General features: G+C 55.3%; 19 protein-coding genes. 2 read left to right on the forward strand and 17 right to left on the reverse strand.

Annotated elements, in window-relative coordinates; all coding sequences use genetic code 11:
- Positions 1 to 91 precede the first annotated feature (91 nt).
- The 17 genes from NA197_RS16280 to NA197_RS16360 form a co-directional block, all read right to left on the reverse strand.
- Positions 92 to 1,057 (reverse strand): SinI family autotransporter-associated protein, encoded by a 966-nt coding sequence (locus tag NA197_RS16280; protein ID WP_001149069.1) that lies wholly within the window; start codon positions 1,055 to 1,057, stop codon positions 92 to 94.
- Between the two features lie 57 nt (positions 1,058 to 1,114).
- On the reverse strand, positions 1,115 to 3,307 hold the full coding sequence (gene sinH, locus NA197_RS16285; RefSeq protein WP_023241194.1) for an intimin-like inverse autotransporter SinH: 2,193 nt from the start codon (positions 3,305 to 3,307) through the stop codon (positions 1,115 to 1,117).
- A gap of 345 nt (positions 3,308 to 3,652) precedes the next feature.
- Positions 3,653 to 3,874, reverse strand: coding sequence for a zinc ribbon domain-containing protein (locus NA197_RS16290; RefSeq protein WP_000402503.1), 222 nt, complete (start codon positions 3,872 to 3,874; stop codon positions 3,653 to 3,655).
- Between the two features lie 88 nt (positions 3,875 to 3,962).
- The gene (gene der, locus NA197_RS16295; protein WP_000249411.1) at positions 3,963 to 5,435 is read right to left on the reverse strand and encodes a ribosome biogenesis GTPase Der; all 1,473 of its coding nucleotides are present in this window, start codon (positions 5,433 to 5,435) and stop codon (positions 3,963 to 3,965) included.
- 118 nt (positions 5,436 to 5,553) lie between these two features.
- Positions 5,554 to 6,732 carry an outer membrane protein assembly factor BamB gene (gene bamB / locus NA197_RS16300; protein WP_001177072.1) on the reverse strand — a complete coding sequence of 393 codons (1,179 nt, stop codon included), beginning with the start codon at positions 6,730 to 6,732 and terminating at the stop codon, positions 5,554 to 5,556.
- Between the two features lie 10 nt (positions 6,733 to 6,742).
- Positions 6,743 to 7,363 carry a YfgM family protein gene (locus NA197_RS16305; protein WP_064043291.1) on the reverse strand — a complete coding sequence of 207 codons (621 nt, stop codon included), beginning with the start codon at positions 7,361 to 7,363 and terminating at the stop codon, positions 6,743 to 6,745.
- 13 nt (positions 7,364 to 7,376) lie between these two features.
- A complete protein-coding gene (hisS, locus tag NA197_RS16310; RefSeq protein ID WP_001107146.1) occupies positions 7,377 to 8,651 on the reverse strand; it encodes a histidine--tRNA ligase in 1,275 nt (424 codons plus the stop codon).
- Positions 8,652 to 8,761: 110 nt separating this feature from the next.
- Entirely contained in the window at positions 8,762 to 9,880 is a 1,119-nt protein-coding gene (gene ispG, locus NA197_RS16315) for a flavodoxin-dependent (E)-4-hydroxy-3-methylbut-2-enyl-diphosphate synthase (RefSeq protein WP_000551804.1), read from the reverse strand.
- 26 nt (positions 9,881 to 9,906) lie between these two features.
- The gene (gene rodZ / locus NA197_RS16320; protein WP_064043290.1) at positions 9,907 to 10,905 is read right to left on the reverse strand and encodes a cytoskeleton protein RodZ; all 999 of its coding nucleotides are present in this window, start codon (positions 10,903 to 10,905) and stop codon (positions 9,907 to 9,909) included.
- Positions 10,906 to 11,197: 292 nt separating this feature from the next.
- Positions 11,198 to 12,364 carry a bifunctional tRNA (adenosine(37)-C2)-methyltransferase TrmG/ribosomal RNA large subunit methyltransferase RlmN gene (locus NA197_RS16325; RefSeq protein ID WP_000003206.1) on the reverse strand — a complete coding sequence of 389 codons (1,167 nt, stop codon included), beginning with the start codon at positions 12,362 to 12,364 and terminating at the stop codon, positions 11,198 to 11,200.
- A gap of 205 nt (positions 12,365 to 12,569) precedes the next feature.
- Positions 12,570 to 13,001, reverse strand: a complete 432-nt coding sequence (gene ndk, locus NA197_RS16330; RefSeq protein ID WP_000963846.1) for a nucleoside-diphosphate kinase — start codon at positions 12,999 to 13,001, stop codon at positions 12,570 to 12,572.
- A gap of 120 nt (positions 13,002 to 13,121) precedes the next feature.
- Positions 13,122 to 13,985 (reverse strand): 4Fe-4S dicluster domain-containing protein, encoded by an 864-nt coding sequence (locus NA197_RS16335; protein ID WP_023212370.1) that lies wholly within the window; start codon positions 13,983 to 13,985, stop codon positions 13,122 to 13,124.
- Entirely contained in the window at positions 13,985 to 14,794 is an 810-nt protein-coding gene (locus NA197_RS16340; RefSeq protein ID WP_000544895.1) for a dimethyl sulfoxide reductase anchor subunit family protein, read from the reverse strand. The genes NA197_RS16335 and NA197_RS16340 overlap by 1 nt, the downstream gene beginning before the upstream one ends.
- Positions 14,787 to 15,416 (reverse strand): DMSO/selenate family reductase complex B subunit, encoded by a 630-nt coding sequence (locus tag NA197_RS16345; protein ID WP_023212369.1) that lies wholly within the window; start codon positions 15,414 to 15,416, stop codon positions 14,787 to 14,789. Before NA197_RS16345 ends, NA197_RS16340 begins: the two co-directional genes overlap by 8 nt.
- The gene (locus tag NA197_RS16350) at positions 15,413 to 17,791 is read right to left on the reverse strand and encodes a DMSO/selenate family reductase complex A subunit (RefSeq protein WP_064043289.1); all 2,379 of its coding nucleotides are present in this window, start codon (positions 17,789 to 17,791) and stop codon (positions 15,413 to 15,415) included. The genes NA197_RS16345 and NA197_RS16350 overlap by 4 nt, the downstream gene beginning before the upstream one ends.
- 154 nt (positions 17,792 to 17,945) lie before the next feature.
- Positions 17,946 to 20,261: a peptidoglycan glycosyltransferase PbpC gene (gene pbpC, locus NA197_RS16355; RefSeq protein WP_064043288.1), complete on the reverse strand. Its 2,316-nt coding sequence runs from the start codon at positions 20,259 to 20,261 to the stop codon at positions 17,946 to 17,948.
- Positions 20,262 to 25,196: an alpha-2-macroglobulin family protein gene (locus tag NA197_RS16360; RefSeq protein WP_023217134.1), complete on the reverse strand. Its 4,935-nt coding sequence runs from the start codon at positions 25,194 to 25,196 to the stop codon at positions 20,262 to 20,264. It lies immediately after the preceding gene.
- A 208-nt stretch (positions 25,197 to 25,404) separates the two neighbouring features.
- Here NA197_RS16360 and sseA point away from each other — a divergent pair, with 208 nt between their 5' ends.
- Positions 25,405 to 26,247: a 3-mercaptopyruvate sulfurtransferase gene (sseA, locus tag NA197_RS16365; protein ID WP_000205251.1), complete on the forward strand. Its 843-nt coding sequence runs from the start codon at positions 25,405 to 25,407 to the stop codon at positions 26,245 to 26,247.
- A gap of 390 nt (positions 26,248 to 26,637) precedes the next feature.
- The gene (gene timP, locus NA197_RS16370) at positions 26,638 to 26,778 is read left to right on the forward strand and encodes a small toxic inner membrane protein TimP (protein ID WP_262958682.1); all 141 of its coding nucleotides are present in this window, start codon (positions 26,638 to 26,640) and stop codon (positions 26,776 to 26,778) included.
- Position 26,779 lies beyond the last annotated feature (1 nt).

Below are 26,779 nucleotides of genomic sequence, written 5' to 3' on the forward strand. Positions count from 1 at the left end.
GTCGTAATTCAACCCACTTTGCTTAGCGCGCGGCTAAGCAAAGTGCGCGGAAAATACCACTCCCCGCGGGGAGTGGTATGTTGAGGACAACTTATTTGCGTTTGTAGTCGATGGACAAAGCAAAGCCCTGGACACCGTCGCTACCCACGGTAACGCCGCCGTCTGCTCCCTCGAACGCCTCTTTCGCTTCGGCGTTGGTAAGCGGGATGACAAGGTCTTTATCGTTCCAGTTTTCGTTGACGATACCGCCAGTGCCAGTACCTGCAATTGCGCTGGTGCCGACGAATTTCCAGCGGTAGTCATACTGGTCGGTAACGTTTTCACCGGCATCATAGGTGCCGTTGCCGTTCTTATCGCTCCACAGCAATACCTGATAGGTGGTATTCGTTTTGAGTGTCGTCCCTGAATTCTTCAACAGGTTGGTATTCGAATCTTTCTCATGAATAACAACATGGACGTTTTCATCCACCACCGGACCTTCCGGAATGTCGTCGCCATCCGCACCACCGCCCGCATCGGTCGACAGGTCTTTCAACAGCAGTTCGGTTGCCACGGCAGGGTCACCGGTGGTGGTGGTTGGGGTGATTTTGATACCGATATAATGGTCTGCGTCACCCGCCTGAATTTCATAGGTATCGCTGCCTTTGGTGCCAATCTCTTCGGGATTGCTACCATTCTGGTCGCTGTATCTCATCCACTGCACCGTCAGTTTCGTGGCGGCGTTGTCGACATCCAGGTCGCCTTCCGTATCGCCAATCGCCCAGTTGACCGTGACCTTATCGCCAACGTGGAACTGCTTATCGCCTTCGGTCACAATTTTGCGATCGCCGCGATCGATAGTTACCGTTACGTGATCTTTGTCGGTATCCGCAGTTTTATCCGCCGCACGGGTAATCCACGGCACCGTACCCTGAATGGTGCCCGTCTGTTCAGAGACAATCTGCCACTGCCCCGATTTCAGATTACCGTTTGCCGCCACCGCCGGCGCGGCGCAATACCCGGCAACTACTAATGCTAAAGCGACCTTCGTCAGCCGCCGTTTTACTGTTGCTTGCATTCAGACTCTCCTTTTTCTCAAAATTCAGCGGCTGGCTGGTCAGCCATAACGCTGACGCTATTTCTGACTATACGTAACGCGTATGCCGTAACCCTGAACGCCATCTTCCACATTGGCGGCAAACTTCTGCGCCGCCTCTTTATTGGTTACTGGCAGAACAAGATCTTCATTTATGGTGTTGGCCAGCGCGCCGGTATGTCCGTTTGTACTCTGTCCGGTAAACTCCCACTGGTAGTCGTACAACGCCATCTCTTCTTCCGTGAGCTGCTCGGACATCTGGAATACGCCGTCTTTATTTTTGTCGCGCCACAGCAGGAAACGGTAGGTGTTATTAACCGTAGGATGTTTATCTTCTTTGCCGATCAGGTTGACAGGGTTGGCGGCTTTGACCTGATAAATCACCGCATTCAGCGCGCTCAGGTTGTCGCCGATAAAAGTGACATCAACGTAGTTACTGTCGCCATAGGCGTCTTCTTTCGCCTTCCAGCGGAAAGTGCCCGGCAGGGTGCTGGAAAGCGTCACCGTCCCGGCTTCTTTGTCACGGCTGGCAATAAACACGCAGGGGGTTTCCGTGGTGCAGGGCGTCTGGGCCAGGGTGACTTTTTTATCATTGCTGTCGTACAACACGGGCGTCATGGCATCATCCACCAGTTCGTTACCATTGCGATCCGTGGAGTCGCCAAAGGAGTCGGTGATCAGGAGATCCATCACCACGCCGTCTTCGCCATCGGCCAGCGCGCTGGCTTCATGGCTGTGATCGCTACGATCGGTATCGGCAATGTTGTCAACGATCAGCTCAATTTTGCGATCCTGCTGGACGGTGATTTCCACCACACCGGAGTTCTGCTTATTGCCCTTTTCGTCTTCCAGCGTCATACGTACTTTCCAGGTGTTCAGGGCGGTGCGCTGCTCTTCGGTATCGGCGTTAACCCAGGCAGGAAGCACCAGATTCCAGCTGTTATTGTTGCCTTCGGTCAGCGCATCCGCTTTTACCACCGGCATCACCAGAGTACGGGCGGCGTTGTTTTTCGCCTGCCAGGAAGCAGAAATAATTTTGTAATGGTGGTTAATCAGCGCGTTGACCGTCCACTTACATTTCTCCAGCCCCACCGCGGCCTCAGGCGTATCTTCAATCACGCATTCCGGGTGTTCGTTGGTGGCGTCGGCCTTCAGCCACAACGTGACGTCCAGCGGATCTTTCTCGCGGTATTCGAGAATGATGAAATTGTTACGATCGACAAAATCGGTGCGGCTGCCCATTAAAGAGTGCTGGATTTTAACGTTTTCCGGATCGAGTTGCGCCGCCAGCGGCGTTCCTATCTGGTAGTTCACAGTCGCTTTAACGCTAAAATCGTTATTATCGCCAGTACCGGCTTTGTAATCCGAACCAACCGTAACCAGCGGTACCGGCGTATATTCCAGCCCCAAGGTAACGGCATGAGGATCTTTTTGTAGGTTATCGGTGCCAAACAGCGCCACTTCATCGCCGTAGTACTGTTCGTAAACTAATTTAGCGCCAAGCTGCGGATAAAAGGGCAGCCAGCTTTCCATGCGGATATCCCAACCGCGCGCGGGTCGTTCTTCATAAAAGTCGAAATCTTCGGAATCCTTCCAGTCAGAAAGAGGATGGTAATAGTTGCCGGAGAATTTAAGGTAATCCGTCCAGGCTTCGGTTCCCAGACCTAGTCGACGGTGACCGCGCGTAAAATCGTAGTCATAGAATGCGTTGCCGCCAAGCAGCCAGTTGCCGACGTTCTGGCGCACGCCAAGCCCAAAGTTACCAATGGTGCGGTCTTCTTTACGTTGGGCTGAGAGTTGGCTAAAAAGTAAGGTTTTTTCGTTATCATACCAGGGAACGAAATAATCCAGCGAACTGCCGTCCAGATCGCCGCCTTCGCCTACGGAGAGGCTGGTACGGATCTTGCCATAAGGTGACATTACGCCTTCAAGATATGACTGTGCTGATGAAGTGATTTGGTTTTGCAAATAGCTACGCGCCTGGGATTCCAGCGCTTCCGGGGTGAGATTATCAAAGCCCTGGGTGGCGGAATTAATAAAGTAGTCAGCGCCCTGTTCTTTAAAGGACTTTCCTTTATTTTCCTGTTCTTCTTTTTTCGCGGATTCGCTGGCTAAATCAGGCAGGGAGGAGTGGCTTTCATCGTTTGCAGGTACAGAGTTACCTGCGCCGGAAGCCGCAACTGATACTCCAGACACTAATAGCAAAACCAGAATGCGAATCCTTCGCACCATATGATATCCCTGTCGTTAAATAAACACGCTGCTATGAAACGATATTATATGGATGATTCATAGGGAATCATAACTAACAGGCCTAAATATATTCCTAAAAAGAAAAGTTTAATATGAAACAGACTTATAATATTGATATAATAAATAAAAAGAAAGATGTTATTTATTTTTAATATTGATTTTCGGGAATAATATTCCCTATAAATAGTTGAATAAATAAAAAGAATAAAATAGCCGCCGGGCAGGATACTATGCTGATATTACGGGAGTATCGAATAACGCTTTTGCCCTTAGCCGGATAAGACGTCGGCGCCTCTGCTCTGCGGCGCAACGTCGACAGCGGTTTTATTGATCGGAAATGACGAAATTAACTCGTTTTTTTGAAATTAAACCATGACCGTTCTGGCAAAAATAGTCCACTGCGCCGCAGGCTTTCAAAACCTGTAACGGCTGGCGGCAGTCAGGACAAAGTGCCTGTAACGAGAAATCCTTAGCGCATGTCTCGCAATGGGCTGTATCGCCATTGCGCTCCAGCGCGTGATGGCAAACAGGGCAGATTATTTCCATAACATTCTCCTCAGGCGCGTGACTCGCTTTTACTTGAAAGGCCTGATAGCGCTGCGCTTATCAGGCCTGGAATATTACTGAAAAAGCATTACTTGCTTTTCTTGATATGCTTCATCAGACGCTTACGTTTGCGCATTTGCGTTGGCGTCAGTGTGTTACGCTTGTTCGCATACGGGTTCTCCCCTTCTTTAAACTGAATGCGAATCGGCGTACCCATCACTTCCAACGACTTGCGGAAGTAGTTCATCAGATAGCGCTTATAGGAGTCTGGCAGATCTTTTACCTGGTTGCCGTGAATAACCACAATCGGCGGGTTATAGCCGCCAGCGTGGGCATATTTCAGTTTCACACGGCGACCGCGCACCAGCGGCGGCTGATGATCTTCCACCGCCATCGTCATGATACGGGTCAGCATCGCAGTGCTCACCCGGCGAGTGGAACTGTCGTAAGCCTCGCGTACGGACTCAAACAGGTTCCCGACACCGCTGCCGTGCAGCGCAGAGATAAAGTGCACGCGGGCAAAATCAATAAAGCCCAGACGGAAATCCAGCGTCTCTTTCACCTGCTCTTTGACTTCCTGGCTCAGGCCATCCCATTTGTTGACTACGATAACGAGTGAGCGCCCACTATTGAGTATAAAGCCCAGCAGAGACAAATCCTGGTCAGAGATCCCCTCGCGCGCATCGATAACCAACAGTACGACGTTAGCGTCTTCAATCGCCTGCAACGTTTTAATCACCGAGAACTTTTCTACCGCATCGGTGATTTTTCCGCGCTTACGCACCCCCGCCGTGTCAATCAGCACATATTCCCGTTCGTCGCGTTCCATCGGGATATAAATACTGTCGCGAGTGGTGCCCGGCATGTCGTATACCACCACGCGCTCTTCGCCGAGAATACGGTTAGTGAGCGTGGACTTACCTACGTTCGGGCGACCAACAATCGCCAGCTTTATCGGCAGGCTTTGCGGGTCAAAATCATCTTCCGGCGCTTCTTCGCCATTTTGTTCCGCCTCGAACTGCGCCCAGTATTCTGCGTCTTCATCCACCTCTTCCTGCGGCGCGACATCATCCATCCACGGCAGAAGCACATGTTCCAGCAGGCTCAATACGCCGCGACCATGTGAGGCAGCGATAGGGTAAATTTCGCCTAATCCCAGCGAGTAAAAATCGACAACCGCCTGATCGGGATCGAGACCATCCGTTTTATTCGCCACCAGGAAGGTCGGTTTTTCACGGGAACGCAGATGTTTGGCAATCGCTTCATCCGCCGGCATCAGGCCAGCGCGCGCATCTACCATGAATAACACCACATCCGCTTCTTCAATCGCCAGCAGCGACTGCTCCGCCATCCGCGTTTCGACGCCGTCTTCGGTGCCGTCAATACCGCCGGTGTCGATACAGATAAACTCGCGGCCTTCAACTTCCGCACGACCGTACTTACGGTCACGAGTCAGACCCGGGAAATCCGCAACCAGCGCATCTCGGGTGCGGGTCAGACGGTTAAATAGCGTGGATTTTCCGACGTTAGGGCGCCCGACAAGCGCGACCACAGGTACCATGTTTAAAGCCTCATTTAAAAAATCATCAGACAACGCGCGTCATTTTTACGCCGTTGTTAAAAACAGGAAAACGGCCCCTACACCAGGAGCCGTTTTTTAAAACGCACAACCGTGACGATTAACGCGTAATCGCGTAGACCGTACCGTCTTTGGCCTGGATGAGCAGTTTACCATCCGCCACCGTCGGTTCGGTCAGGAAACCGGAACTGTCTACTTTTTGTTGGGCCACAAAACGCCCGTCATCGACATTAATCCAGTGCAGATAACCTTCGCTATCGCCGACGACTAAATCACCATTATACAGTACCGGGGAGGTCAGCAAACGGTGCAGCAGATCGCTTTGCGTCCACAGCGTTACGCCGCCGTCAGTGGTCAGCGCCAGCACACGATCGTTCTGATCGACCAGGTAGATACGGTCGCCGTCAACGATAAAGTCATTGACCGACCCCAGCTCGCGTTTCCACATAATCTGACCACTGCGCAGATCCAGCGCCGTTAAGTTACCATTATACGCCAACGCGTAAACGACGCCGTTTACCACAACCGGCGTGGTATCGACGTCGCTCAGACGGTCAATTTCCGTTGGGCCAGTGGCCTGGGAGATACGCTGCTGCCAAATCATCTGGCCTTGTTGCATCAGCACGGCGCTGACGCGGCCATTATCACCACCAACGATAGCCGCGCCGAACGCGGTTGCCGGCGCAGATTCGCCGCGCAGCGACAGCGAAGGCATATCCAGGTTCACCGTCCATTTAATGGCGCCATCCGCCTGATTTAGCGCCTGCAACTGACCGTTGCTGGTATGGATAAGAACGATTCCATCACTGACAACCGGGCGAGACAACGCTTCGCCTGCGACCTTCGTCTGCCATGCTGTAGTGCCGTCGCTGGTATTCAGCGCATAAACCTCGGCCTTTTCACTGCCGATATAGACGTGACCGCCCGCAACAGTGACGCCGCCGGACAACAGCGCGGACGAACGAGAGAACCAGCCGTCTTTCTCGCCCAGATTCACAGACCAGATCTCTTTGCCATCATCCGCATTGAGCGCTTTTACCACGCCCGCGCGATCGGCTGCATAGACCACGTTATCTGCCATTACCGGATGAAGGTTAGAATAAAATTCGCCAATTCCGTTACCGACAGAGGTGCTCCAGACAGTGGTCGGGGTAAACTGGTTTTCAACCTGCGGTAATGGAGACATCTTGACGACATCTTCTTCGCCGCTAAACAGTGAACAGCCGCTGAGCAGGGTAACGGAAAGCAACCCTGGCAGAAGTAATTTACGCAATTGCATCGGGTCCCTCTCAGATGGACAAATTATTGATTTTCATCTGCATCATTTCGCTCAACGCCGGAGAAGCATCGCTATTGACGCCCGCTTCCCATGCGCTGCGCGCGCCTTTTTTATCACCCTTACTCAGCAACGCTTCGCCGCGCAAATCAGCGACAATGGCCGTCCATCCTTCGCCTTTAACGGCATCCAGAGTTTTCAGCGCGGCGTCAGCTTGCTTAAGCTGCAACTGAACGCGAGCGAGACGCAGATTAATCACCGCTTTGAGATTTTCATCGCTGGTGGCCGCCAACCCCTGCTGCAACTGGGCTTCGGCTTTTTTAAGTTCATTCTTATCCACAAACTGCTGCGCCAGTTCCATAGACGCCAGCGCACCATAGGTGTTTTTATTCTCAGCCGCGAATTTTTCAGCGGCGGGAATGCTATCCGGCTTATCGGCGCTTACCGCCGTCACCGCATTTTGATACGCCAGAGAAGCAGCACGCGCGGACTCCGTCTGATGGCTGCTCCAGTAACGCCAGCCAACCAGCGCGCTAACCCCTAAAATCACTCCGACAGCCAGCGCTTTGCCGTTTTCGGCAAAGAAGCGTTTAATCGCATCCACCTGGTCGTGTTCGTTCTCGTAAATTTCCACGCTGTCCTTCTCCTTAGCCCAATAAAGTGCGCAAATGCGCGGCGACGCTGTCCTGCGCCACTGCCGTTTGCTCACCGGAGCGCAAATCCTTCACTACAACAGTCCCATCGGCGACTTCAGATTCGCCAAGAACCAGTGCAATACGGGCGCCCCACTTATCGGCGCGGGCAAACTGTTTCTTAAAGTTGCCGCCGCCGTGGTTTGTCATTAGCTTCACGCCTGGCATTTCATCGCGCAGCCGCTCCGCCAGCGTCATTGCCGCAGACTGCGTTTGTGCGCCGGCAGCTACCAGGTATATATCGACAACAGGAGAGGCAATAAATTCCGGATTAACTGCCTGAACTAACAAAACAAGTCGTTCCAGGCCCATCGCAAAGCCCACTGCCGGGGTAGCGCGACCGCCCAGTTGTTCCACCAGACCATCATAACGACCACCCGCACAGACGGTGCCTTGTGACCCCAGACTGTTTGTTACCCATTCAAATACGGTGCGGTTGTAGTAATCCAGACCGCGTACCAGACGCTGGTTGACGGTGTAGGCAATTCCCGCCGCGTCCAGCAATTTACACAGGCCGGCAAAGTGCTCGCGTGAATCGTCATCGAGATAGTCGCCGAGAGCGGGCGCGTCGTTGAGCAGCGCCTGCACGTCCGGATTTTTTGAATCCAGCACGCGCAGCGGATTGGTATACATACGGCGTTTGCAGTCTTCGTCCAGCGTCTCTTGATGCTGTTCGAGGAACGCGACCAGCGCATCGCGATAGTTCGCACGCGCCTCTAAGGAACCAATAGAGTTCAGCTCCAGGCTAACGTGTTCAGAGATGCCCAGCGCGCGCCACCAGCGTGCGGTCAGCATAATCAGTTCCGCGTCGATATCCGGGCCTTGTAAGCCGAAGACTTCGGCGCCTAGCTGATGGAACTGACGGTAGCGGCCTTTTTGCGGACGCTCATGACGGAACATCGGCCCGATATACCACAAACGCTGTTCCTGATTGTACAGGAGACCATGTTCGATGCCGGCGCGTACACAGCCCGCCGTACCTTCAGGGCGCAATGTCAGGCTATCGCCGTTGCGATCCTCAAAGGTGTACATCTCTTTTTCAACTACGTCAGTAACTTCACCGATCGCGCGTTTGAATAACGGGGTCTGCTCTACAATCGGCAAGCGGATTTCACTGTAACCGTAGCTGCCGAGCACGTTTTTGAGTGTGCCTTCAATGCGCTGCCAGATGGCGGTTTCGCCAGGCAGATAATCGTTCATGCCGCGAATGGCTTGAATGTTTTTTGCCACGTTTATTCTCTTTCTGAATATAAAAATGAACCCTCAGCGCTTCCCCGAACGAACCGGGAGCCATGCGGGTTCAATCATACACGGGAAGCGCGCCGCTTCCCATCACGTTCTTATTTTTCAACCTGCAGCACGTCAATCCGACGCGCTTCATCAAGTTGACTTGCTTTCGCGCGAATACGGGATTCAAGCTGCGCGATCATATCGTCGTTATCGAGTCTGTCCTTACGCACGCCGTCTTCATACAGGCCGCTTTTCTTATTGCCGCCCGTCACACCCAGCGTCGATACCAGCGCTTCGCCCGGCCCGTTCACTACGCAACCGATGATCGAGACGTCCATCGGGGTGATGATATCTTCCAGACGCTGCTCCAGCGCGTTCACCGTGCCGATAACGTCGAACTCCTGACGAGAACAGGTCGGGCAGGCGATAAAATTGATGCCGCGCGCGCGAATGCGCAGCGACTTCAGGATATCGAAACCGACTTTGATCTCTTCCACCGGGTCGGCCGCCAACGATACGCGCAGCGTGTCGCCGATGCCTTCCGATAACAGCAGACCTAAACCGATCGCCGACTTAACCGCCCCGCTACGCGCGCCGCCCGCTTCGGTGATCCCCAGATGCAGCGGCTGATCGATCTGTTTAGCCAACAAACGATAAGACTCAACGGCAAGGAATACATCGGACGCTTTTACGCTCACTTTGAACTGATCAAAGTTGAGACGATCGAGATGATCGACATGGCGCATGGCTGATTCCAGCAGCGCCTGCGGCGTCGGCTCACCGTATTTTTCCTGCAGATCTTTTTCCAGCGATCCGGCGTTTACGCCGATACGGATAGGGATGTTTTTGTCGCGCGCGCAGTCCACCACCATGCGAATACGTTCTTCGTTACCGATATTGCCGGGGTTGATACGCAAGCAGTCAACGCCGTATTCCGCTACTTTCAGCGCAATGCGGTAGTCGAAGTGAATATCGGCAACCAGCGGGACGTTAACCTGCTGTTTGATAAGCTTGAACGCTTCGGCGGCGTCCATTGTCGGTACAGAAACACGAACAATATCTGCGCCAACGCGCTCCAGCGCTTTGATCTGATTAACCGTCGCTTCCACGTCAGTGGTACGCGTGTTAGTCATCGACTGGACGGCGATAGGGGCGCCATCGCCAATCGGCACATTCCCAACGTAAATACGTGTCGATTTTCTACGTTGAATCGGAGCCTGGTTATGCATGAAAAATCTCCCGCGTTACCCGTCTGTTACTGCGCCGGTGTCGGTTCGGCATTAAGGGTCAGACGCGCAACCTGATTAGTTCTGATAAAGCGGCTCAGATCGACAGGTTTTCCTTGATACTGGATCTGCACCGCGGCCGGCGCGCCAATTTTAAGTTTATAAGGCGCCTGACCGGTTAGGTTTAAATTGCCATCTTTACGCTGCATACCGCTAAACAGTTTTTTACCCGTGGCGTCAGTGACTTCGAGCCAACAGTCAGCGGTAAAATTCATCACCAGCGCGTTCGGATCGGCAGCAGGCGCCGCTACGCCAGCCTGATTGGTCGGCAGCGCGGACGGCGTCTCCGTTGCCGCTGGCGCGGCAGATGTCGCAGCCGTATCGACATTCGCCTGCGAAGGCGCGACTACCGTATTTTGCGTCGCCGCCGCCGTTGGCGCTGGCGTTTGCGTCGCCGCCGTCGAATCAACCGGCGTCGCAGGAGCCGTTGGCGCTGGCGTCGTATCCTGGCTTGTCGCGGCACCGGTGTCCAGCGGTACGCTTTGGCCGCTGTCTTTATCTGCGTTCAGTTCAGCCGTGCTTTGATCGGCCATTGTCGTGATCTCTTCCTGCTGCGCTTTGTGGTTCTGCCACCACCAGGCGCCGGTCAGCCCTACGACCACAAACAGTACCAGCCAGGTAAAAGACATTAACCAGCCGTCGCGCTTTTTACGACGCTTTCCTAATGAGAAACTCTGCATCGGAGCGACTTTAGCGGCGCGCAGCGGGGCCTGCTTTTCCAGCCCCGGCAGCAGTTCCTCTTCTGGAACATGCACCAGACGCGCATATGAGCGGATATATCCGCGCAGGAAGGTTGAAGCAAGATCGGACGGCGCCTTATCTTCTTCAATATCGCGTACCGTAGAAACCTTCAGGCAAAGTCGCTCAGCGACAGCCTGCTGGCTGAGTCCGAGTTGTTCACGGGCATTGCGCAGACGAACGCCGGTGGTTTGTGCTTCATTTTGGTCGTGCGTGGCTTCAGTATTCATTCGCTACAGCTACAGGTACGTGTAAATTAGGATTCAGGCGCCGACGAGCCGTAATGCCCGCCCACACCGCGAAACATCAGGTTAGTTAACCTTAGTCAGACAGTATAAGCCTGTCAGGCCGCAGATGACAAAACCGCGTAAGACACAAGGCTAAACTCTTGTTGCACCGTTACATACTGCCTTAAAGTCGACAAAAACGCACCGTTATTATTGACCAGACAAGTACAACGCCAGACATTATTCAACTGACATTGCGCCACGGTATAATGAATGCACCGTGGCGCAACTGCTATCAAATAGCCTTGATGTCAATCACCTCTCCCTGCATACGCTTACGCAGGGTACGTTTAGTACGGTCAATCACATCGCCTGCCAACTGTCCGCATGCCGCATCAATGTCATCGCCACGCGTCTTGCGTACGATGGTCGTGAAACCATAACTCATCAAAACTTTAGAAAAGCGATCGATACGGCTGTTAGAGCTGCGGCCATACGGCGCGCCAGGGAACGGGTTCCACGGAATCAGATTAATCTTACAAGGCGTCTCTTTTAGTAGCTCCGCCAGTTGATGCGCGTGTTCAGTGCCGTCGTTGACGTGGTCAAGCATCACGTATTCAATCGTCACGCGCCCCTGATTGGCGTTGGATTTCTCCAGATAGCGGCGAACCGCACCCAGGAACGTTTCGATATTGTATTTTTTGTTGATCGGGACGATTTCGTCGCGAATAGTGTCATTCGGCGCATGTAAGGAGATAGCCAGCGCGACATCTATCATATCGCCCAGCTTATCCAGCGCAGGCACCACGCCGGACGTTGAGAGCGTGACACGACGTTTGGACAGGCCGAAACCAAAGTCATCAAGCATAATTTCCATCGCCGGTACGACATTGGTCAGGTTAAGCAATGGCTCGCCCATCCCCATCATGACCACGTTGGTGATCGGACGCTGGCCGGTGACTTTGGCCGCGCCGACGATTTTCGCCGCACGCCAGACCTGACCGATAATTTCCGATACGCGCAGGTTGCGGTTAAAGCCCTGCTGCGCAGTTGAACAAAACTTGCACTCCAGCGCGCACCCTACCTGTGAAGAGACACACAGCGTAGCGCGGTCGTCCTCCGGGATGTAGACCGTTTCAACGCGCTGATCGCCGACAGCAATCGCCCACTTGATGGTGCCGTCTGAGGAACGCTGCTCTTCAACGACCTCCGGCGCGCGGATTTCCGCGACCTCTTTTAATTTGCCGCGCAACACTTTGTTGATGTCGGTCATCTCATCAAAATTATCGCAGCAATAGTGATACATCCATTTCATCACCTGATCGGCGCGGAAAGGCTTTTCACCTAAGTTTTTAAAAAACTCGCGCATCTGCTGACGGTTGAGATCCAGCAGGTTGATTTTCGTTTCGTTGTTAAGAACTACCGGGGTACTGCTTTCAGGTGTGACAATTTGTTCAGACATATGCTATTCCGGCCTCGTTATTACACGTTATGGCCCCTGGAGGGTTGAAAAAGAAACGCCCCGGTAAGCTTACTGCTCGTCCGGGGGCGCTGCATTGTACAAATTCTGGCGTAAGGATGCCACGTCTGCACGCGGCATTAGCAAAAATAATATTTGAACCGATAATTTATCGCCAACGCATTTACAGCGTGAAAGACGAAGGAGATTAACGGGTGCGCGGGCACACTTCGCCTTCACCGAAGAAAAAGGCGATTTCGCGCTGCGCGGATTCCAGCGAATCCGAACCATGGGTGCCGTTTTCAGTTAAGCTATCAGCGTAGTCGGCGCGCAGCGTACCCGCCAACGCGTTCGCCGGATTGGTGGCGCCAAGCAGATCGCGGTGACGCTGTACCGCATTTTCACTTTCCAGCACGGATACCACGATAGGGCCAGAGGTCATGAACTCCACCAGACCGTCAAAGAACGGCTTGCCGTCGTGCTCAGCATAGAAGCCGCGCGCCTGCTCAACGGTCAGGTGCAGCATTTTAGTGCCAACAATTTTGAACCCTGCAGCTTCAAAGCGCGCAAAGATGCTGCCAATAACGTTTTTTGCCACCGCGTTGGGTTTAATGATGGAAAAAGTCCGTTCAATAGCCATGTTTACCTCTGAAATATGTTCTGTTGTTATGTCAGGCGCGGATTATAAAGAGCATCCCATCAATTGCCTATGGATGCAGGTAACATTTTTTTAAAATAAAATGAGCATTAGCAACAAAAGTTAAAGGCGCACAGCAAACTCATGGGACTGACACAGCACGCAGTGCGTGTGTTCAGGCGTGAGAGCATGGAAAGTACGTTTGCAGCTTTCGCAGGTGAGCGTATACGCCGCACTATGCCGCGTTGAGGCGGGTTCCACGTCAAACCGCAGCCGCAGCGCCTGATGCGGACATACCGCCGCACAGCCGCCGCATCCCGTACAACGCGCCGCCGCTATCGTCAGGGTATTGTCGTCAAACTGGATAACGTTTTCCGGGCAGCTTCGCCAGCAGGCGCCGCACATCCTGCACTCTTGCGGACTGATTTCGGGTACGCATTCGCTGAACGCGGAAAACGCCTGTCTGAGACGCCGTTTCCCCGGCTCGACGGCGCACGGGGTAATGGCGTCGCGCGGAACATGAAACAGAGTGCGCCGCGAGGCGTTAATCTCCGCGCCGACAACGTGTTTGAAAGACCAGCCCGGCTCGCCATAGCGGCGCAGCACTAAATTTAGCCCCGCCAGCGCCATCAGCCACTGCGCCGATCGCTCCACCGCAATATCAATAAAGCGAATACCGTACTGGCTGTGCCAGAGAAGCAGTTCATCGACCGTTGGCGCCTGTAGCGAAAACGGCCCCACCAACGTATCCCCCTGCACAAAGCGTTTAACCGGTTTGATACCGGTAATGGCGTCAACAGGACAGACAAACAGACAGTCGCCACAGGCTATGCAGCGCGTCGTATCTATGCTGACCTGCCCCTGCGCCAGCGAAAACGCCTGCGCCGGACAAACATCGGCGCAAGCGCGGCAGGAAGAAAAACGAAAGCGACGACGGACGCAGGCCTGCGTCACGTCTACCGCCGGATCGATCGTCAGGTTAACCATCAGCCAATACTAAAGAAGACGTAGCGCAGCATAATCTCGCCGATAAGCAGCAATACGCTGCCCGCCACCAGCGTCCCTCTGGCGTTTCGCAGACCGCCTGCGGCAAAGCAGAGCATTCCCGCCGCTGAGACACACCAGCCGAGAAGATAGACGTCACGCAACTGCGCCAGCGCCTGTAGCGGATGATGCGGGAAAGTGACGACCGTCGTATCCACCGCATTAATATCCGCCAGCCATAGCGGCTGCATAATCAGGCGAATCAGCACCATCAGTGCGACCACCACCACAGCGCAGCGCATTGCGGCGCCAGCGTTGCGCAGATAAGCCAGCGCAATGACTACCGAACCGATAATGCCTGACGTGCCAAAAAACAGCGCCAGCGTGTTGCTATGCTGCCAGGTCGCCACCGAGGCATGGATATAAACCTGCGCCATGCAGAATACATCCACCAGCCCGAACGCTGCCGCCAGCGCCAGCAGCGGCTGCCAGCCTGGCTTTCGGAAAAACAGCAGCACAACCCCCAGTCCCAGCGCCGCCAGATAAAGGCTGGCAAAGACGATTTCGCGACTCAGCCACGAACTGGCGACATGACGTAACGCATTTAGCGCATTCAGGGGATAGCCCATGTGCAGCGCTGAAGCAAGCAGCCCCACGCAGGCCAGTACAAACGCCCCCGCCATCGCGGGAAGCGCGCCGCGTGCAGGCACGCGTCCCTCTACGGCGTACTGGCGGCCCAACGCCAGCCACACTGTCACACCCACAGACCCTTGCAAACAGAGCGTAAAAATCAGCAGCGGTAATTCATGCATGGCGTTTACCCTCTTTTTCTGCGCCCTGATGCGCTTTGACAACCAGATTAGGTTTGGTTATGGATGAATCTGGCAGCCCGTAAACGTCGCATACGCTACCGTACTTCGCGCGCAGTTCATCAATCGGGCCAAACTTGATGGCCTCCAGCGGACAGGTCGCGACACAGACGGGCAGTTCACCTTTCGCCAGTAAATCAACGCACATGTCGCACTTGGACATTTGGCCGGTCTGCTCGTTAAGCTGCGGCGCGCCGTAAGGGCAGGACCAGGCGCAATAGCCACAGCCGACGCATTTGTCGGTATCAACGCGCACGATGCCGTCGCCCGGGCGTTTATGCATAGCGGTAGTCGGGCAATTTTTGGTGCAGACAGGGTCCGCACAGTGGTTGCAGGAAATGGAAAGCGTATAAGCAAATACGTTATTGCTGACCCCGCCCTGCCCGGTCGGGATGAAACTTCCGCCCTTGACTTCATAGACGCGGCGGAAACGACGGCCTACTTCCAGATTGTTTTTGTCTTTGCAGGCCACCTGGCAGGCTTTACAACCGGAGCAGCGTGAGGAGTCGATAAAAAATCCCAGTTGTTTATCGCTCACCGGCGGGTAATGTGTAAACTGACTCATGCTTTAGCCACCTCCACCAGCATGGTTTGATGTGAATTTCCCTTCGCCAGCGCGGTAATACGGGCCGAGCTGAGGACGTTCGCACAGCCGCCTTTATCAATACCGTTCTCATCCGGCTGCCACCAGGCGCCGGCCTGCATCGCGACAACGCCAGGAATAATGCGCGGCGTCACTTCCGCCGGGATTTCGCAAATCCCGCGTGAGTTATGAATGCGCACCATGTCGCCATGCGTAATGCCGCGCTTTTGCGCATCCTGCGGGTTGATCCACAATGTCTGATGCTGCACTTCAATCAGCCACGGGTTAGCGTATTGCGTTGAGTTGGCGCGGTTTTTTCCTTTCCACGTAATTAACTGGAGCGGAAAATCTTTCGCCAGCGCATCCTCCGGGCCTTCATGCGCGGGAACGTAGTGCGATAACGCCGGGATTTCCGGATGCTGCATGTCGTAGAGGCGCTTCGAGAAGATCTCTATTTTCCCTGACGGCGTCGGGAACGGATGATTTTCCGGATCGCGAATATTGTCTTCAAAGGCGATAAATGGCGCGCTTTTGAACAGATGCTGACGGGTCTTTTGCAGCGTGGCGAAATCCGGCAGATTTTCGTCCGGCATCGCCAGGCGCGTCTGTTCCCAGATGTGTTCAATCCACGCTTTCTCATCGCGCCCCTGGCTAAATTCATTCTCAATGCCTAATTTCGCCGCCACCTCACGTAGCCAGTCGTAGTCGGAGCGCCGCTCAAATTCAGGCTCGATCAGTTTTTCAGAGAGCATCAGGTAGCTTGCCGTACCCCAGGTTTCACCGATGTTCCAGCGTTCCATAAAGCTGGTTTCCGGCAGCAGTAGATCAGCGTATTTCGCGCTCGGCGTCATAAACAGATCGCTGGCGACAATAAACTGGATCTTTGATTCATCCTCCAGTACGCGTACCGCCTGGTGCAGATCGGGGTTCTGATTCGCCAGATAGTTCCCGGCCAGCGAGAACAGAATACGGATGTTACTGTCCAGCTTATCGGCATCTTTCAGTCCAATATCCGGCGTCACTTTGCTGGCGTCGTCTGCGGCCTGCACCCAGTTCATCACCGAAATTTTGGCTTTTACCGGGTTATCCGGCATCTCCGGACCCGCGGCAAATTTACGGTTAGCGCAGCCGCCGTAACCCGCAGCCCAACCGCCTTTGATGCCGACATTACCGGTAATGGTCGCCAGTAGAGTCGAGCCGCGCGCGGTGCGCTCGCCGCAGTTGTGGCGCTGTGGTCCCCACCCCTGAATCAACGCGGCGGGTTTGGTATTCGCGTAATCACGCGCTAACTGGCGAATGGTTTGCGCCGGCACATGGGTGATCTTTTCCGCCCACTCGGGGGACTTAACGACACCGTCTTTGGCGCCGGTCAGATACGCCACCAGCGATTCGTTAGCCGGTACGCCTTCCGGCATTGATTCTTCGTCAAAACCGATAGCGTAGCGCGCAATAAATGCACGATCGTGCAGATTCTCGCTGATGATGACGTACATCATCGCGTCCATCAGCGCATTGTCGGTGGTGGGCAGTAGCGGGATCCACTGATCCGCCAGCGACGAAACGGTGTCGGAATAGCGCGGATCGACCACGATAAACCGCGTACCGTTCTGCTTCATCTTCTGCAAGAAATAGTTGGTATGACCAAAAATGGTCTCCGTCGGGTTATGGCCCCACAGAATCACCAGTTTGGTCTCCAAAAGCGTATCCAGTGAACTGCCGCTGGCGGCAATGCCGTAAGTATAAGGCGTCGCGGCCGCCGTGTTGCCCATACTCACAGAATGGTAGCTTTCGAGATAGCCGCCGGTCAGATTCAGCAGGCGACGCGCCATTTTATCGCCAGAAAAGGTGCCGCCGGAAACGGCGGTACCAACATGAACATAGCGCGAAGCCGGGCCATATTTTTCAGTAATCGATTTTAAATTATCGGCGATTAAGGTTGTCGCTTCATCCCAGGAAATTCGCTCGAATTTTCCTTCACCGCGTTTTCCTACGCGCTTCATGGGATATTTAAGTCTGTCAGGATGATAAACAAATTTACGGTATGCGCGTCCACGAACACAGGCACGCATCACCGGCATTTGCGCATCCAGCGCATTATCCGGTCGCGTTGAAATTCGCGTCACGATACCTTCACTGACATGCGCCCGAATATCGCATTTGCCCCCGCAGTCAAAAGTGCTGCATGTCTGGACGACTTTTTCCGCAGGCCTGTTTTCAGTTGCCGTCACAGCGCGCGCCTGAGCGGTAGCTGGCGAGGAGACAAACGGTAACGCAATAAGCGCGGAGCTGGCCTGGATAAAATGGCGGCGAGAAATAGCGGGCTGTTCGCCATTTCCCTGGCTTTTTATATTTTTCATGATCCGACTCGTCAAATAAAAACCCATTCTCACGTTTTTAAGTGTTAGATCTCTTGATATTTATCAAGCTCCCTCATTAAGGGTAATTCCGGAAAATTAATAATTCTCATTAACTTTAAATTAAATGAAATTCATAATTTATTCTGAAGAGTTGTTAACGTATTAATTCAAAATTAACCGCTGCAACCTGACCGGACTCATCCATTACGACAAGTTGATAACGTCCAGCGATATTGAGTAATAAAGAAAGACGATTATTTTCGCCATTAACAGGCTCGCCATTTAAAAACCACCAGCGACGCCCTTTACCGCCGGTAGTCGAGACGGGCAGCGTGACGTTTTCCTGGCCTGGCAATTGCCTGATCACCGCGCCATCCCTCACTCCTGACAGCATTAACGGCGCGGCATCATTGCCCTGTAGCGGCGGACAGTGAGCGGACGCCGCGGGCAAGCGGGCGCTACGTCTTTCCGCAGGCGGCAGCCACGGCTCCAGCGGCCGCGGCCAGACGATAAACGTATGCGCACGCGCCTGCGGACAGTCGGCAGCGACACGCCGCCCCGTATCATCCAGCCAGACCGGGAAACGAATACCGTTGATGTCTTCCTGCTCAGGTAACAGCAGCGTGGGCGGCTGGCTGTCATCAAGCAGCCATGTCGCCAGTCGGCGGCGACAGTTGCTGTCTCCGGCAGGCAGAGTCTGTCCGCCCGGCCAGCAAATGACGCCGCGGCTTACCGTCTGCGGACGCGGATCTTCCGGCAGGCGTCCCGTATGCGCCAGTAACAGATTATTGACCTGGTTAAGCAATGGCACCGCGCTGGCAAAACCAAATTGCCCCACCACAGGCGTGCCGTCGGGCCTGCCTGTCCAGATACCGATGATATAGCGCGCGTTAACGCCAATAGCCCACGCATCGCGATAGCCGTAGCTGGTGCCGGTTTTCCACGCCAACGGCACAATGCGTGGCAGCACGTTATCCGGCAAGGGTTGCGCTTCATCCGCCATAATCCGTCGAATGATCCACGCCGCTCCCGGCGATATTAATGGTCTTTCCGACAGCGGATCGTCCGGCTGTAACCGTAGTTTCGCCGCTTTCCCATGACGAGCGAACGCGCTGTATGCCGCCGCCATCTCGTCAAGCCGCGCGCCCGCGCCGCCCAGAATCAGCGAAAGATTGGGCGCCGCGCCAGCAGGCAAATATAGCGGCAGGCCGACGTTACGCAGTTTTGCCGCAAATCGTTTCGGCCCATAGACTTCAAGCACCTGAACGGCAGGCAGATTCAGCGAGCGTACCAGCGCGTCGCTCATGCTGACCGGGCCGTGAAATCCGCTGTCGAAGTTTCCCGGGCGGTAATCTCCGGTGCGGCGCGGAACGTCCTGTAATAATGATGCGGGATGGATCAGGCCGTCATCCAGCGCCAGACCGTACACAAAGGGTTTGAGTACCGATCCCGGCGATCGGATCGCCGTTACCATGTCGACATGACCAAAACGGCTGTCGTCATTAAGGTCTACCGATCCTACCCAGCCGCGCACGCTCATATCGGTATGATCGACGACGATCATCGCCAACGAACTGCGTGCCGGCAGCCGCCCTTTCCATGCCCGCGCCAGATCTTCCAGTTGCCGCTGCAACCCGGCGTCCAGCGTGGTCACAATTTTGTCGTTCTGGCTTTTACTCAACATCATTCGGGCAAAAAGCGGCGCCAGTTGCGGCATTTGACGCGGCGCCAGCCAGACCGGCTCTTCACGCGACTCGCGTACCGTTTCGGCAGGCCAGACGCCCTGCGCCGCCATCCGATCCAGCACTTTATTTCGTGCCGCTTCGGCTCTCGCAGGCCAGCGGTCGGGGCGTAACCGGCTCGGCGCCTGCGGCAATACGGCCAGCAGCGCCGCGTCAGCGTAACTCAGGCGCGCGGGCGGCTTGCCGAAGTAGGCCCAGCTTGCAGCGCCAATACCCTGTAGCGTGCCGCCGAACGGCGCGCGGTTCAGGTACAGCGTCAGGATATCGCGCTTGGACAAATGCCATTCAAGCTGGAGGGCGCGCCAAAGCTGGCGGATTTTACCGCCGAACGTGCGCGAATGTGGGTCCAGCAGTCTCGCCACCTGCATAGTCAGCGTACTGCCGCCGGAAATAACGCGCCCGGCGGTAAGATCCTGCCATGCCGCGCGCGCGACGGAGAAAGGGTTAACGCCAGGGTGCCGCCAGAACCAGCGATCTTCGTAATTGATTAAGGCCTCCAGGTAACGGGGAGAGACCTCTTCAATCGTCACCGGATAACGCCAGATCCCCCCGGCGTCGGCAAAGCGCCACAGCGGCGTACCGTCATGGGCTACCACGACCCGCGCAGGATGGACCTCATTGAGCGGCAGCGGCCAGAGTTTATCCGCCGCCCATAACGCCAGGAAAATAAAAAGCGGCGCGCCCGCCAGCCACAGCCAGCGGCCATGTTTACCACGCCAACCGTTCATTTAAGGCGTCACAATCAGCAGCCCCTCGCTCGCGCCGGTTGCCCGCCACTGAGGCACGTACATCGATTCCACCTGCGGTTGCGCAAGCTGGTACGTCCCCGGCGTTACCGCGCGCGCCAGGTAGACCAGCGTCACGGGCTGGCCCTCATTGACAACGACGGCAGCCACAAACCGATCGTCGCGGAATTCCATATACTGAATATCCGCCTGCTGCATCTGATTAAGCAGATTTTGCACTTCGCTACCGCTCTCCGGCAGGCTGGCGCTGCTGTCAGCCAGATTCTGGTTTTCCAGCTCCAGTCCGGCCGGGAGCAGGTCCACCACCAGCGCATCCGGCACATTGCGATCGGCCACTACCGTTAACCAGACCAGCACCAGTTCGCCGCTACGCAACGAGGACAGCGATTTGCGCTGACCATCGGTCCCCAGTATTTGTCGTTCAATCTGCAAAACGTTGCTGGCAGGCTCAGGCGCAGATGAGGGATAGCCGCTGCTATCCAGACGCAGCCATAGCGGCTGGCTACCGGTGTTCGTCACCTCAAGGGCGGCCAGCTGGTCAGCATCCAGATTACGGGTCAGCGCCTTGTCGCCCGACAGCGGCTGCGCCTCTAACGAGGTCTGCGCCTGCCAGGCGCCCGCGCTGGCCTGTCGCGAATGCGCGGCGAGGAACAAGGCATTGTTCTCCTGGGTAGAGAGCCAGCGCTGACCGAAGGCCTGCTCAGAAAGCGAGCTTAATAGCGCGTTTTGCGCGTCCGGTCTGAGGTTGTTCTCTTCCAGTAGCGACAACATCAGAGCGTTATCGCGCAGAGAACTGCCGTAATCCGCTATCCATTGCCGTTCGTCCTGACGCGGCGTATTCAGCGCCAGCGTAATGGCCTCTTCGCCGCGTCTGGCATCACCCATCGTTTTTAACGCGATGCCCAATTGCATCAGCGGCAGTCCTGAAGCCGCCTGACTACGGCGCTCCCAGATTTCGCGCAGCGCGCCGAGCGGCGCTTTCTGCTGACGCGCCAGTACCAGCGCGGCGTAAGCCTGAGCGGCAAAAGTACTGGCCTGAGTATTATCGCTATAACGAATCAGCATCGTGCCGGGATCCTGCAGATAGCGCAGCAGTCGCTCATTGCCCCGGTTAATGGCCTCCGGCGGGACGCTATATCCCTGTTCGCCCGCGCGAATGAGGAAATCCATCGCGTAGGCCGTTAGCCAGGGCTCTTCCGCCCCATTTTCATCCCATAGCGCAAAACCGCCATTATCACGCTGCATCTGTAGTATCCGGGAGATGCCGATATCCACCGCGGCGCGCCGTTTTTCATCACTATCGCCGGTAATACCGAGCGTCTGCAATTGAGCGGCATTGGTGTACAGCGCCGGGAATAACCCGCTGGCGGTTTGTTCCAGGCACCCGTACGGATATGCTTTCAGCTCGCGAATGTAGCGCGCCAGATTGAGCGGCGGTTTTCCGCTTAACAGCAGTTGTCCCTGCAACGTGGCTGGCGAGACGTTTGCCAGATGCTGCTCTGGTACATGCCAGCTATCTCCCGGCGCCAGCGCAATGCCACTATTTACCGTTTGGGCAGGCCAGGCCGGACGCACGCCGATTTGCCACTGCTTATGCTGCGCGCCGAGGGTTTCTCCCGGCAGATTCAGACCGCTAATGGTCGCCTGGATTTCGCCTTCGCCCAAACCTTCCAGCGCGCGTACCGGAACGAATAAGGTGGTGCGCACGCCCGGCGCCAGGTTGACCGGTTGCGGCTGCTGGCTAAGCAGTTCCAGTAACCCACTGGCGGCGAGCGCAATATTCAGCGTCTGCGGGCGGTCGGTCAGATTGGTGACGTCCAGCACCAGTCGCGAAACATCCCCTCCCGCCAGAAAACGCGGCATATTCAGCTCGGCAATCACTGGCGCGGCGACAACAACTTTGCTTTCGCCACGACCAAAATCGTCCGCTGTCCATGCCTGCGCCATAACCCGCAGTTCGCCGTTAAAGTCGCCAATCGGCAGCGTTACGACCCCTTCGCCCTGCTCATTGAGCGTGATCGGCTGCGCCTGCTGCGCGATGATATTGACATGGTTTACCGGCGGTTTTCCGCCGCGCTTAAGGTCGTCGCCATCGCCGCCAAAACGCAACGCCGCCAGCCGCCCCTGCCCTTCAATGACCTGGCCGTAAATATCGTAGATATCCGCACCGTAGCGTTTTTGACCGAAGAACGCCTGCCACGGGTCCGGCGTCGCGTAATCGGTGATATTCAATACGCCGCTATCGACTGCGGAGACCAGCACGTTGATCTGTTTTGGCATTTCGCCGTGTTTAACACTGGCTTTCACCCTGACGGTGAGCGGCTGATTCGGGCGCATTTTAGCCGGGCTTTCGAGCGCCAGATCGAGGCGGCGGTTTTCATCCCCCAGCGGTAGGTGTAGTAACCCCACGGCGCGTTTTGGCGTCGCGGAACGAGATTTATCGCCAGGACGCACCACCAGCGTACTGAGATAGAGATCGTGGCGATTCCAGGTTTTATCCACCGGAATCGTGAGCTCCAGACCTTGTGCCGGCACATCGATCGCCTGCCACCACAGCGGACCATCGCTGGACTCCACCATCGCATAACCTTTACCGGCGACCGGCGCGGCGATATGCAATTTCATGGTGTCGCCTGGACGATAATTCGCTTTATCCAGTTTGAGGGTGACGCGATCCGGACGCGCCGCGCCGCTACCGTCGCTGTTATCCTGCCAGCTATAGCCGGCCCAGAAACGAACGCTGCTGACCGTCTCATTCGGCGCTTTGACCTCCAGACGGTACGCGCCCCATTCCACCGGGAAGCTGACTTTTCCGGTTTCATCCGCGTTCAGATCCAGCGTCTGCTCGCCCTCTACCAGATCTTTTTGATCAAACTGCGACTGCCAGCCTTCGCTTTCCGACCAGTTCCAGTAATAGTCGCGACGCTCGCGGATGAGCCGCACCTGTAAACCAGACACCGCTTTTTTCTCGCCCTGCGCGTTGGCGTAAACAATATCGAATGCGGCGTTGCTGTCTTCGTCGACAATCGGTTGATTAACGGTGGTATCCGTACGGTAGTCGTATACCGCTTTGGCGGCGAACTGTGGACGAATTCCCGGTAACGTATCGGCAGGCCAAATCGCCTGCTCTACGCGACGAGTGACCGGACGACCGCCAGACTCCAGCAGGCTGGCCTGTAGAATTACCTGCAGCGGCGAATGCGCTTCTTGCCACTGGCTGGCAGCACTCACTTCACCACGTCCGCCTTTATCCAACGTCAGTTGAACTTCGTCCAGGCTGCGCGAAAGATTCTCTTCAGCAATATTGCCGAACTGGAAGCCAGGCAACGCCGCGACAGCGTCGCGCAGCGGACGCAGGAAAAGTTGCCCTTGCAGGGTATTGCCGTTAGCAGGCGCGCCATACAAGTAATAGCCGACAACGGAGAATTTCACCTCATCCGCAGGCGCCAGCGGTGTTTTTTGCGCCGTCAGGTTGAGCGCCATCCGCTCCGGCATAAAGTCTTCCACGTGGAAATCCCAACTCCGTAGCAAATTATCACCGGTGTTGGCGCGGACATGCCACAAGCCGGTCGGCGCGTTGATATCCAGCGGATAATTCAAACGGTATAGCCCGTTTTCCGGCTGGCTGACGACGGTACGCATCACCTGTCCGTCTGGTTTTACCACTTCCAGCTTAACGGGTTGATCGGGCAGCGTTTTACCGTCGCTATCGCGCAGTAATCCGTTGAGGATAACCGTTTCGCCCGGTCGGTAGAGATCGCGCGGGCCGAACATAAAGAACTGCTTGCTGTAGCCGGGCGCGCCAGCGACATTAAATTCCGACAGATCCAGAGCCGGAAGCGTGAGATCGAGCAGCGTGGTCTGCTCCTCTTTACGCGCCAGTAATAGCGCCGCCGCTTTATCAGCTTCCAGTTGCACATGTCCCTGCGCGTCGCTCGTCGACTGCGCCAGCGTCTGCCCTTTATCATTCAGAAGAACGATCTCAATTCCCGACTGCGCCGCGCCGTTTTCCAGGCTTTGCGTAAAGATATCCAGCCGATTATGGTAACGGTGCGCGGACACGCCGATATCGCTAAGGGTAAACAACGTAGCGGCATTACTATAGTTGTAGTGTCCAGCCTGATTCATTACCGCCACATATACGCCCGCCTGTTGCAGCGGCTTAATATCGCTTAATGGCAGCTGCAGTTTCTCACGCGTATTGCGCGCCGGATTAAGATCAAAACGACCGGTATAAACCAAATCCGCCATTTTCAGCAGATTGTCGGACTCCCAGTTAGAGAGAGAACTACGGTACTCCCACTGGCTGACAAATGACGCCAGCGATCCGGGCTTAACGCGGAAAAAGTTCACATCAACGTGGTTGACGTTAAGCGCCATGACCGGCAGTCCTTCCGCGATTTTCCCCGGTAGCAGCGATCCCCGGCTGGCAAAGCCGACGCTGGGCTGGACATCACGCGTGGTAATCGTTTTTTCATAAGACTTGCCGAAGGTGGCGTTATTCAGCGCTTTAACGGCGGGATCAACCGTGACCACCAGCACGCGTTCAGGTTCCAGATGACGTAACCTTAGCTCTTTTAAATTTGGCGCCAGCTCCCATGCGCCGTCAACGCTGCCGCTTTTCTTATCAACCACGTGAACCACACGGGAGAAATCCTGTTCAGGATCTAAAGGAATTGAAAACGTCAACACCAGCGTCGCCGCGCCGTCGAGCTGCGCTTCGGAGGCGTCTAATAGCGTGAGCGCTTTGCCCTGGCTTTGCTGCGCCAGCTTTTGTAGCTGTGCCGGGTCTTGCGCGGGCGAGGGCTGCGCTACGGCTGGCGCTTCGCTTTTAGTCGTCGGGGCGGTTTTATCGTTGTTATCGCATCCCGCCAGCGCCAGCATGATCATGCAGGCCACCACGCGTAAATGTTTCATCTTTCATCCCTGGCCTTAACGGCCTGTCAGCAACGGTTGATGAGATATTATGCGCGAGAAATTTTATTGTGTAAGTCCGTATTACTGTGATGATGCGAAAATTTTACGCAGAAATGTGGTTTCGCCAGCCAAAACAGCCTCTTCTACTTGTCCCTTTTCGGGAAACGTCCGACAATTTGTCCATAATCAGGTAACAATGGAGATGCCCATGACCACCGCCTTTTTTGTCGCCGCCGACTGGCTTGCCGAACATATTGATGATCCGGAAATACAGATTCTTGACGCCCGTATGGCGCCGCCAGGACAGGAACATCGTGATATGGCGGGCGAATATCGCGCCGGACATATTCCCGGCGCGCTGTTTTTTGATATTGAAGCGCTTTCCGATCGCGCATCGCCGCTGCCGCATATGATGCCGCGCCCGGAAGCGTTTGCGGTGGCCATGCGTGAACTGGGTGTTCGCCAGGATAAACACCTGGTCATATACGATGAAGGCAATCTGTTCTCCGCTCCGCGGGCATGGTGGATGCTGCGCACGTTCGGTGCCGAGAAAGTGTCCATTCTGGCGGGCGGACTGGCGGGCTGGCAGCGCGACGAATGGCTATTGCGCGAAGGCGAGGAAGCGCATGAAGGAGGCGAGTTTGAGGCCAAATTCACGCCGCAAGCCGTGGTGCGTCTCACCGACGTATTGCTGGCAAGCCATGAAAAAACCGCGCAAATCGTTGACGCGCGTCCGGCGGCGCGTTTTAACGCTCAGGCTGATGAACCACGTCCCGGACTGAGGCGCGGACACATTCCTGGCGCGCTAAACGTCCCGTGGACGGAACTGGTGTATGAGGGCGAATTAAAGACCACTGACGAACTGAATGAGGTTTTTTTCAGCCACGGCGTGAGTTTCGACAGACCGATTATCGCCAGTTGCGGTTCCGGCGTGACGGCCGCGGTCGTGGTGCTGGCGCTCGCCACGCTGGATGTGCCTGACGTCACGCTTTACGACGGCGCGTGGAGCGAATGGGGCGCGCGTACCGATTTACCGGTTGAACCCGCTTAATATCTGCCATGCCGGATGGCGCTCACGCTTATCCGGCCTACCGTTCAGGCTGATGTAAAACGAATCTACATAAATTCTGTTTAAGCAGGCCACAAAAAAACCGCTCAATTGAGCGGTTTTTTTGTGCTGGTCCGGTTCGCGGCCTTTCCAGCAGGCTTTGTTGCCATAGCAACGCAGGCACACCGTAGGGGATTAATACTCCCTTTTAAGGGAGCAAATGTCAATATAATTTACCGGGAAACTATTCAACATTTGAGGTATTATCTTTCCCGGCCCTTTCCGCCGTCTCGCAAACGGGCGCTGGCTTCAGGAGAGGATAACCCATGGCCGTAAGCGCAGGCACACCGTAGTGCCTGCTATCACGGCATTATCGCCAGCGGTACTGCCGTGATGCGGTCTTCGCAAGGACCGCAACTGAAGGTACGATGCTTTTGTGTCGTGCTTCTTGTTTCTGGCACGTTGTGTCTTCACGCAGACAGAAGCTACCCAGGTAATTCTGTTCCCGTAACGCTCAACGTCCAGAGCAGGTAAG

This window comes from Salmonella sp. NW884, assembly GCF_051700745.1.
GTDB classification, from domain to species: Bacteria; Pseudomonadota; Gammaproteobacteria; order Enterobacterales; family Enterobacteriaceae; genus Salmonella; species Salmonella enterica.

Excerpts from the sequence above, each read along its gene's own strand:
- NA197_RS16280 (WP_001149069.1), bottom strand. The coding sequence starts at position 1,057 with ATGCAAGCAACAGTAAAACGGCGGCTGACGAAGGTCGCTTTAGCATTA.
- sinH (WP_023241194.1), bottom strand. The coding sequence starts at position 3,307 with ATGGTGCGAAGGATTCGCATTCTGGTTTTGCTATTAGTGTCTGGAGTA.
- NA197_RS16290 (WP_000402503.1), bottom strand. The coding sequence starts at position 3,874 with ATGGAAATAATCTGCCCTGTTTGCCATCACGCGCTGGAGCGCAATGGC.
- der (WP_000249411.1), bottom strand. The coding sequence starts at position 5,435 with ATGGTACCTGTGGTCGCGCTTGTCGGGCGCCCTAACGTCGGAAAATCC.
- bamB (WP_001177072.1), bottom strand. The coding sequence starts at position 6,732 with ATGCAATTGCGTAAATTACTTCTGCCAGGGTTGCTTTCCGTTACCCTG.
- ispG (WP_000551804.1), bottom strand. The coding sequence starts at position 9,880 with ATGCATAACCAGGCTCCGATTCAACGTAGAAAATCGACACGTATTTAC.
- rodZ (WP_064043290.1), bottom strand. The coding sequence starts at position 10,905 with ATGAATACTGAAGCCACGCACGACCAAAATGAAGCACAAACCACCGGC.
- NA197_RS16325 (WP_000003206.1), bottom strand. The coding sequence starts at position 12,364 with ATGTCTGAACAAATTGTCACACCTGAAAGCAGTACCCCGGTAGTTCTT.
- ndk (WP_000963846.1), bottom strand. The coding sequence starts at position 13,001 with ATGGCTATTGAACGGACTTTTTCCATCATTAAACCCAACGCGGTGGCA.
- NA197_RS16335 (WP_023212370.1), bottom strand. The coding sequence starts at position 13,985 with ATGGTTAACCTGACGATCGATCCGGCGGTAGACGTGACGCAGGCCTGC.
- NA197_RS16340 (WP_000544895.1), bottom strand. The coding sequence starts at position 14,794 with ATGCATGAATTACCGCTGCTGATTTTTACGCTCTGTTTGCAAGGGTCT.
- NA197_RS16345 (WP_023212369.1), bottom strand. The coding sequence starts at position 15,416 with ATGAGTCAGTTTACACATTACCCGCCGGTGAGCGATAAACAACTGGGA.
- NA197_RS16350 (WP_064043289.1), bottom strand. The coding sequence starts at position 17,791 with ATGAAAAATATAAAAAGCCAGGGAAATGGCGAACAGCCCGCTATTTCT.
- pbpC (WP_064043288.1), bottom strand. The coding sequence starts at position 20,261 with ATGAACGGTTGGCGTGGTAAACATGGCCGCTGGCTGTGGCTGGCGGGC.
- NA197_RS16360 (WP_023217134.1), bottom strand. The coding sequence starts at position 25,196 with ATGAAACATTTACGCGTGGTGGCCTGCATGATCATGCTGGCGCTGGCG.
- sseA (WP_000205251.1), top strand. The coding sequence starts at position 25,405 with ATGACCACCGCCTTTTTTGTCGCCGCCGACTGGCTTGCCGAACATATT.
- timP (WP_262958682.1), top strand. The coding sequence starts at position 26,638 with ATGCGGTCTTCGCAAGGACCGCAACTGAAGGTACGATGCTTTTGTGTC.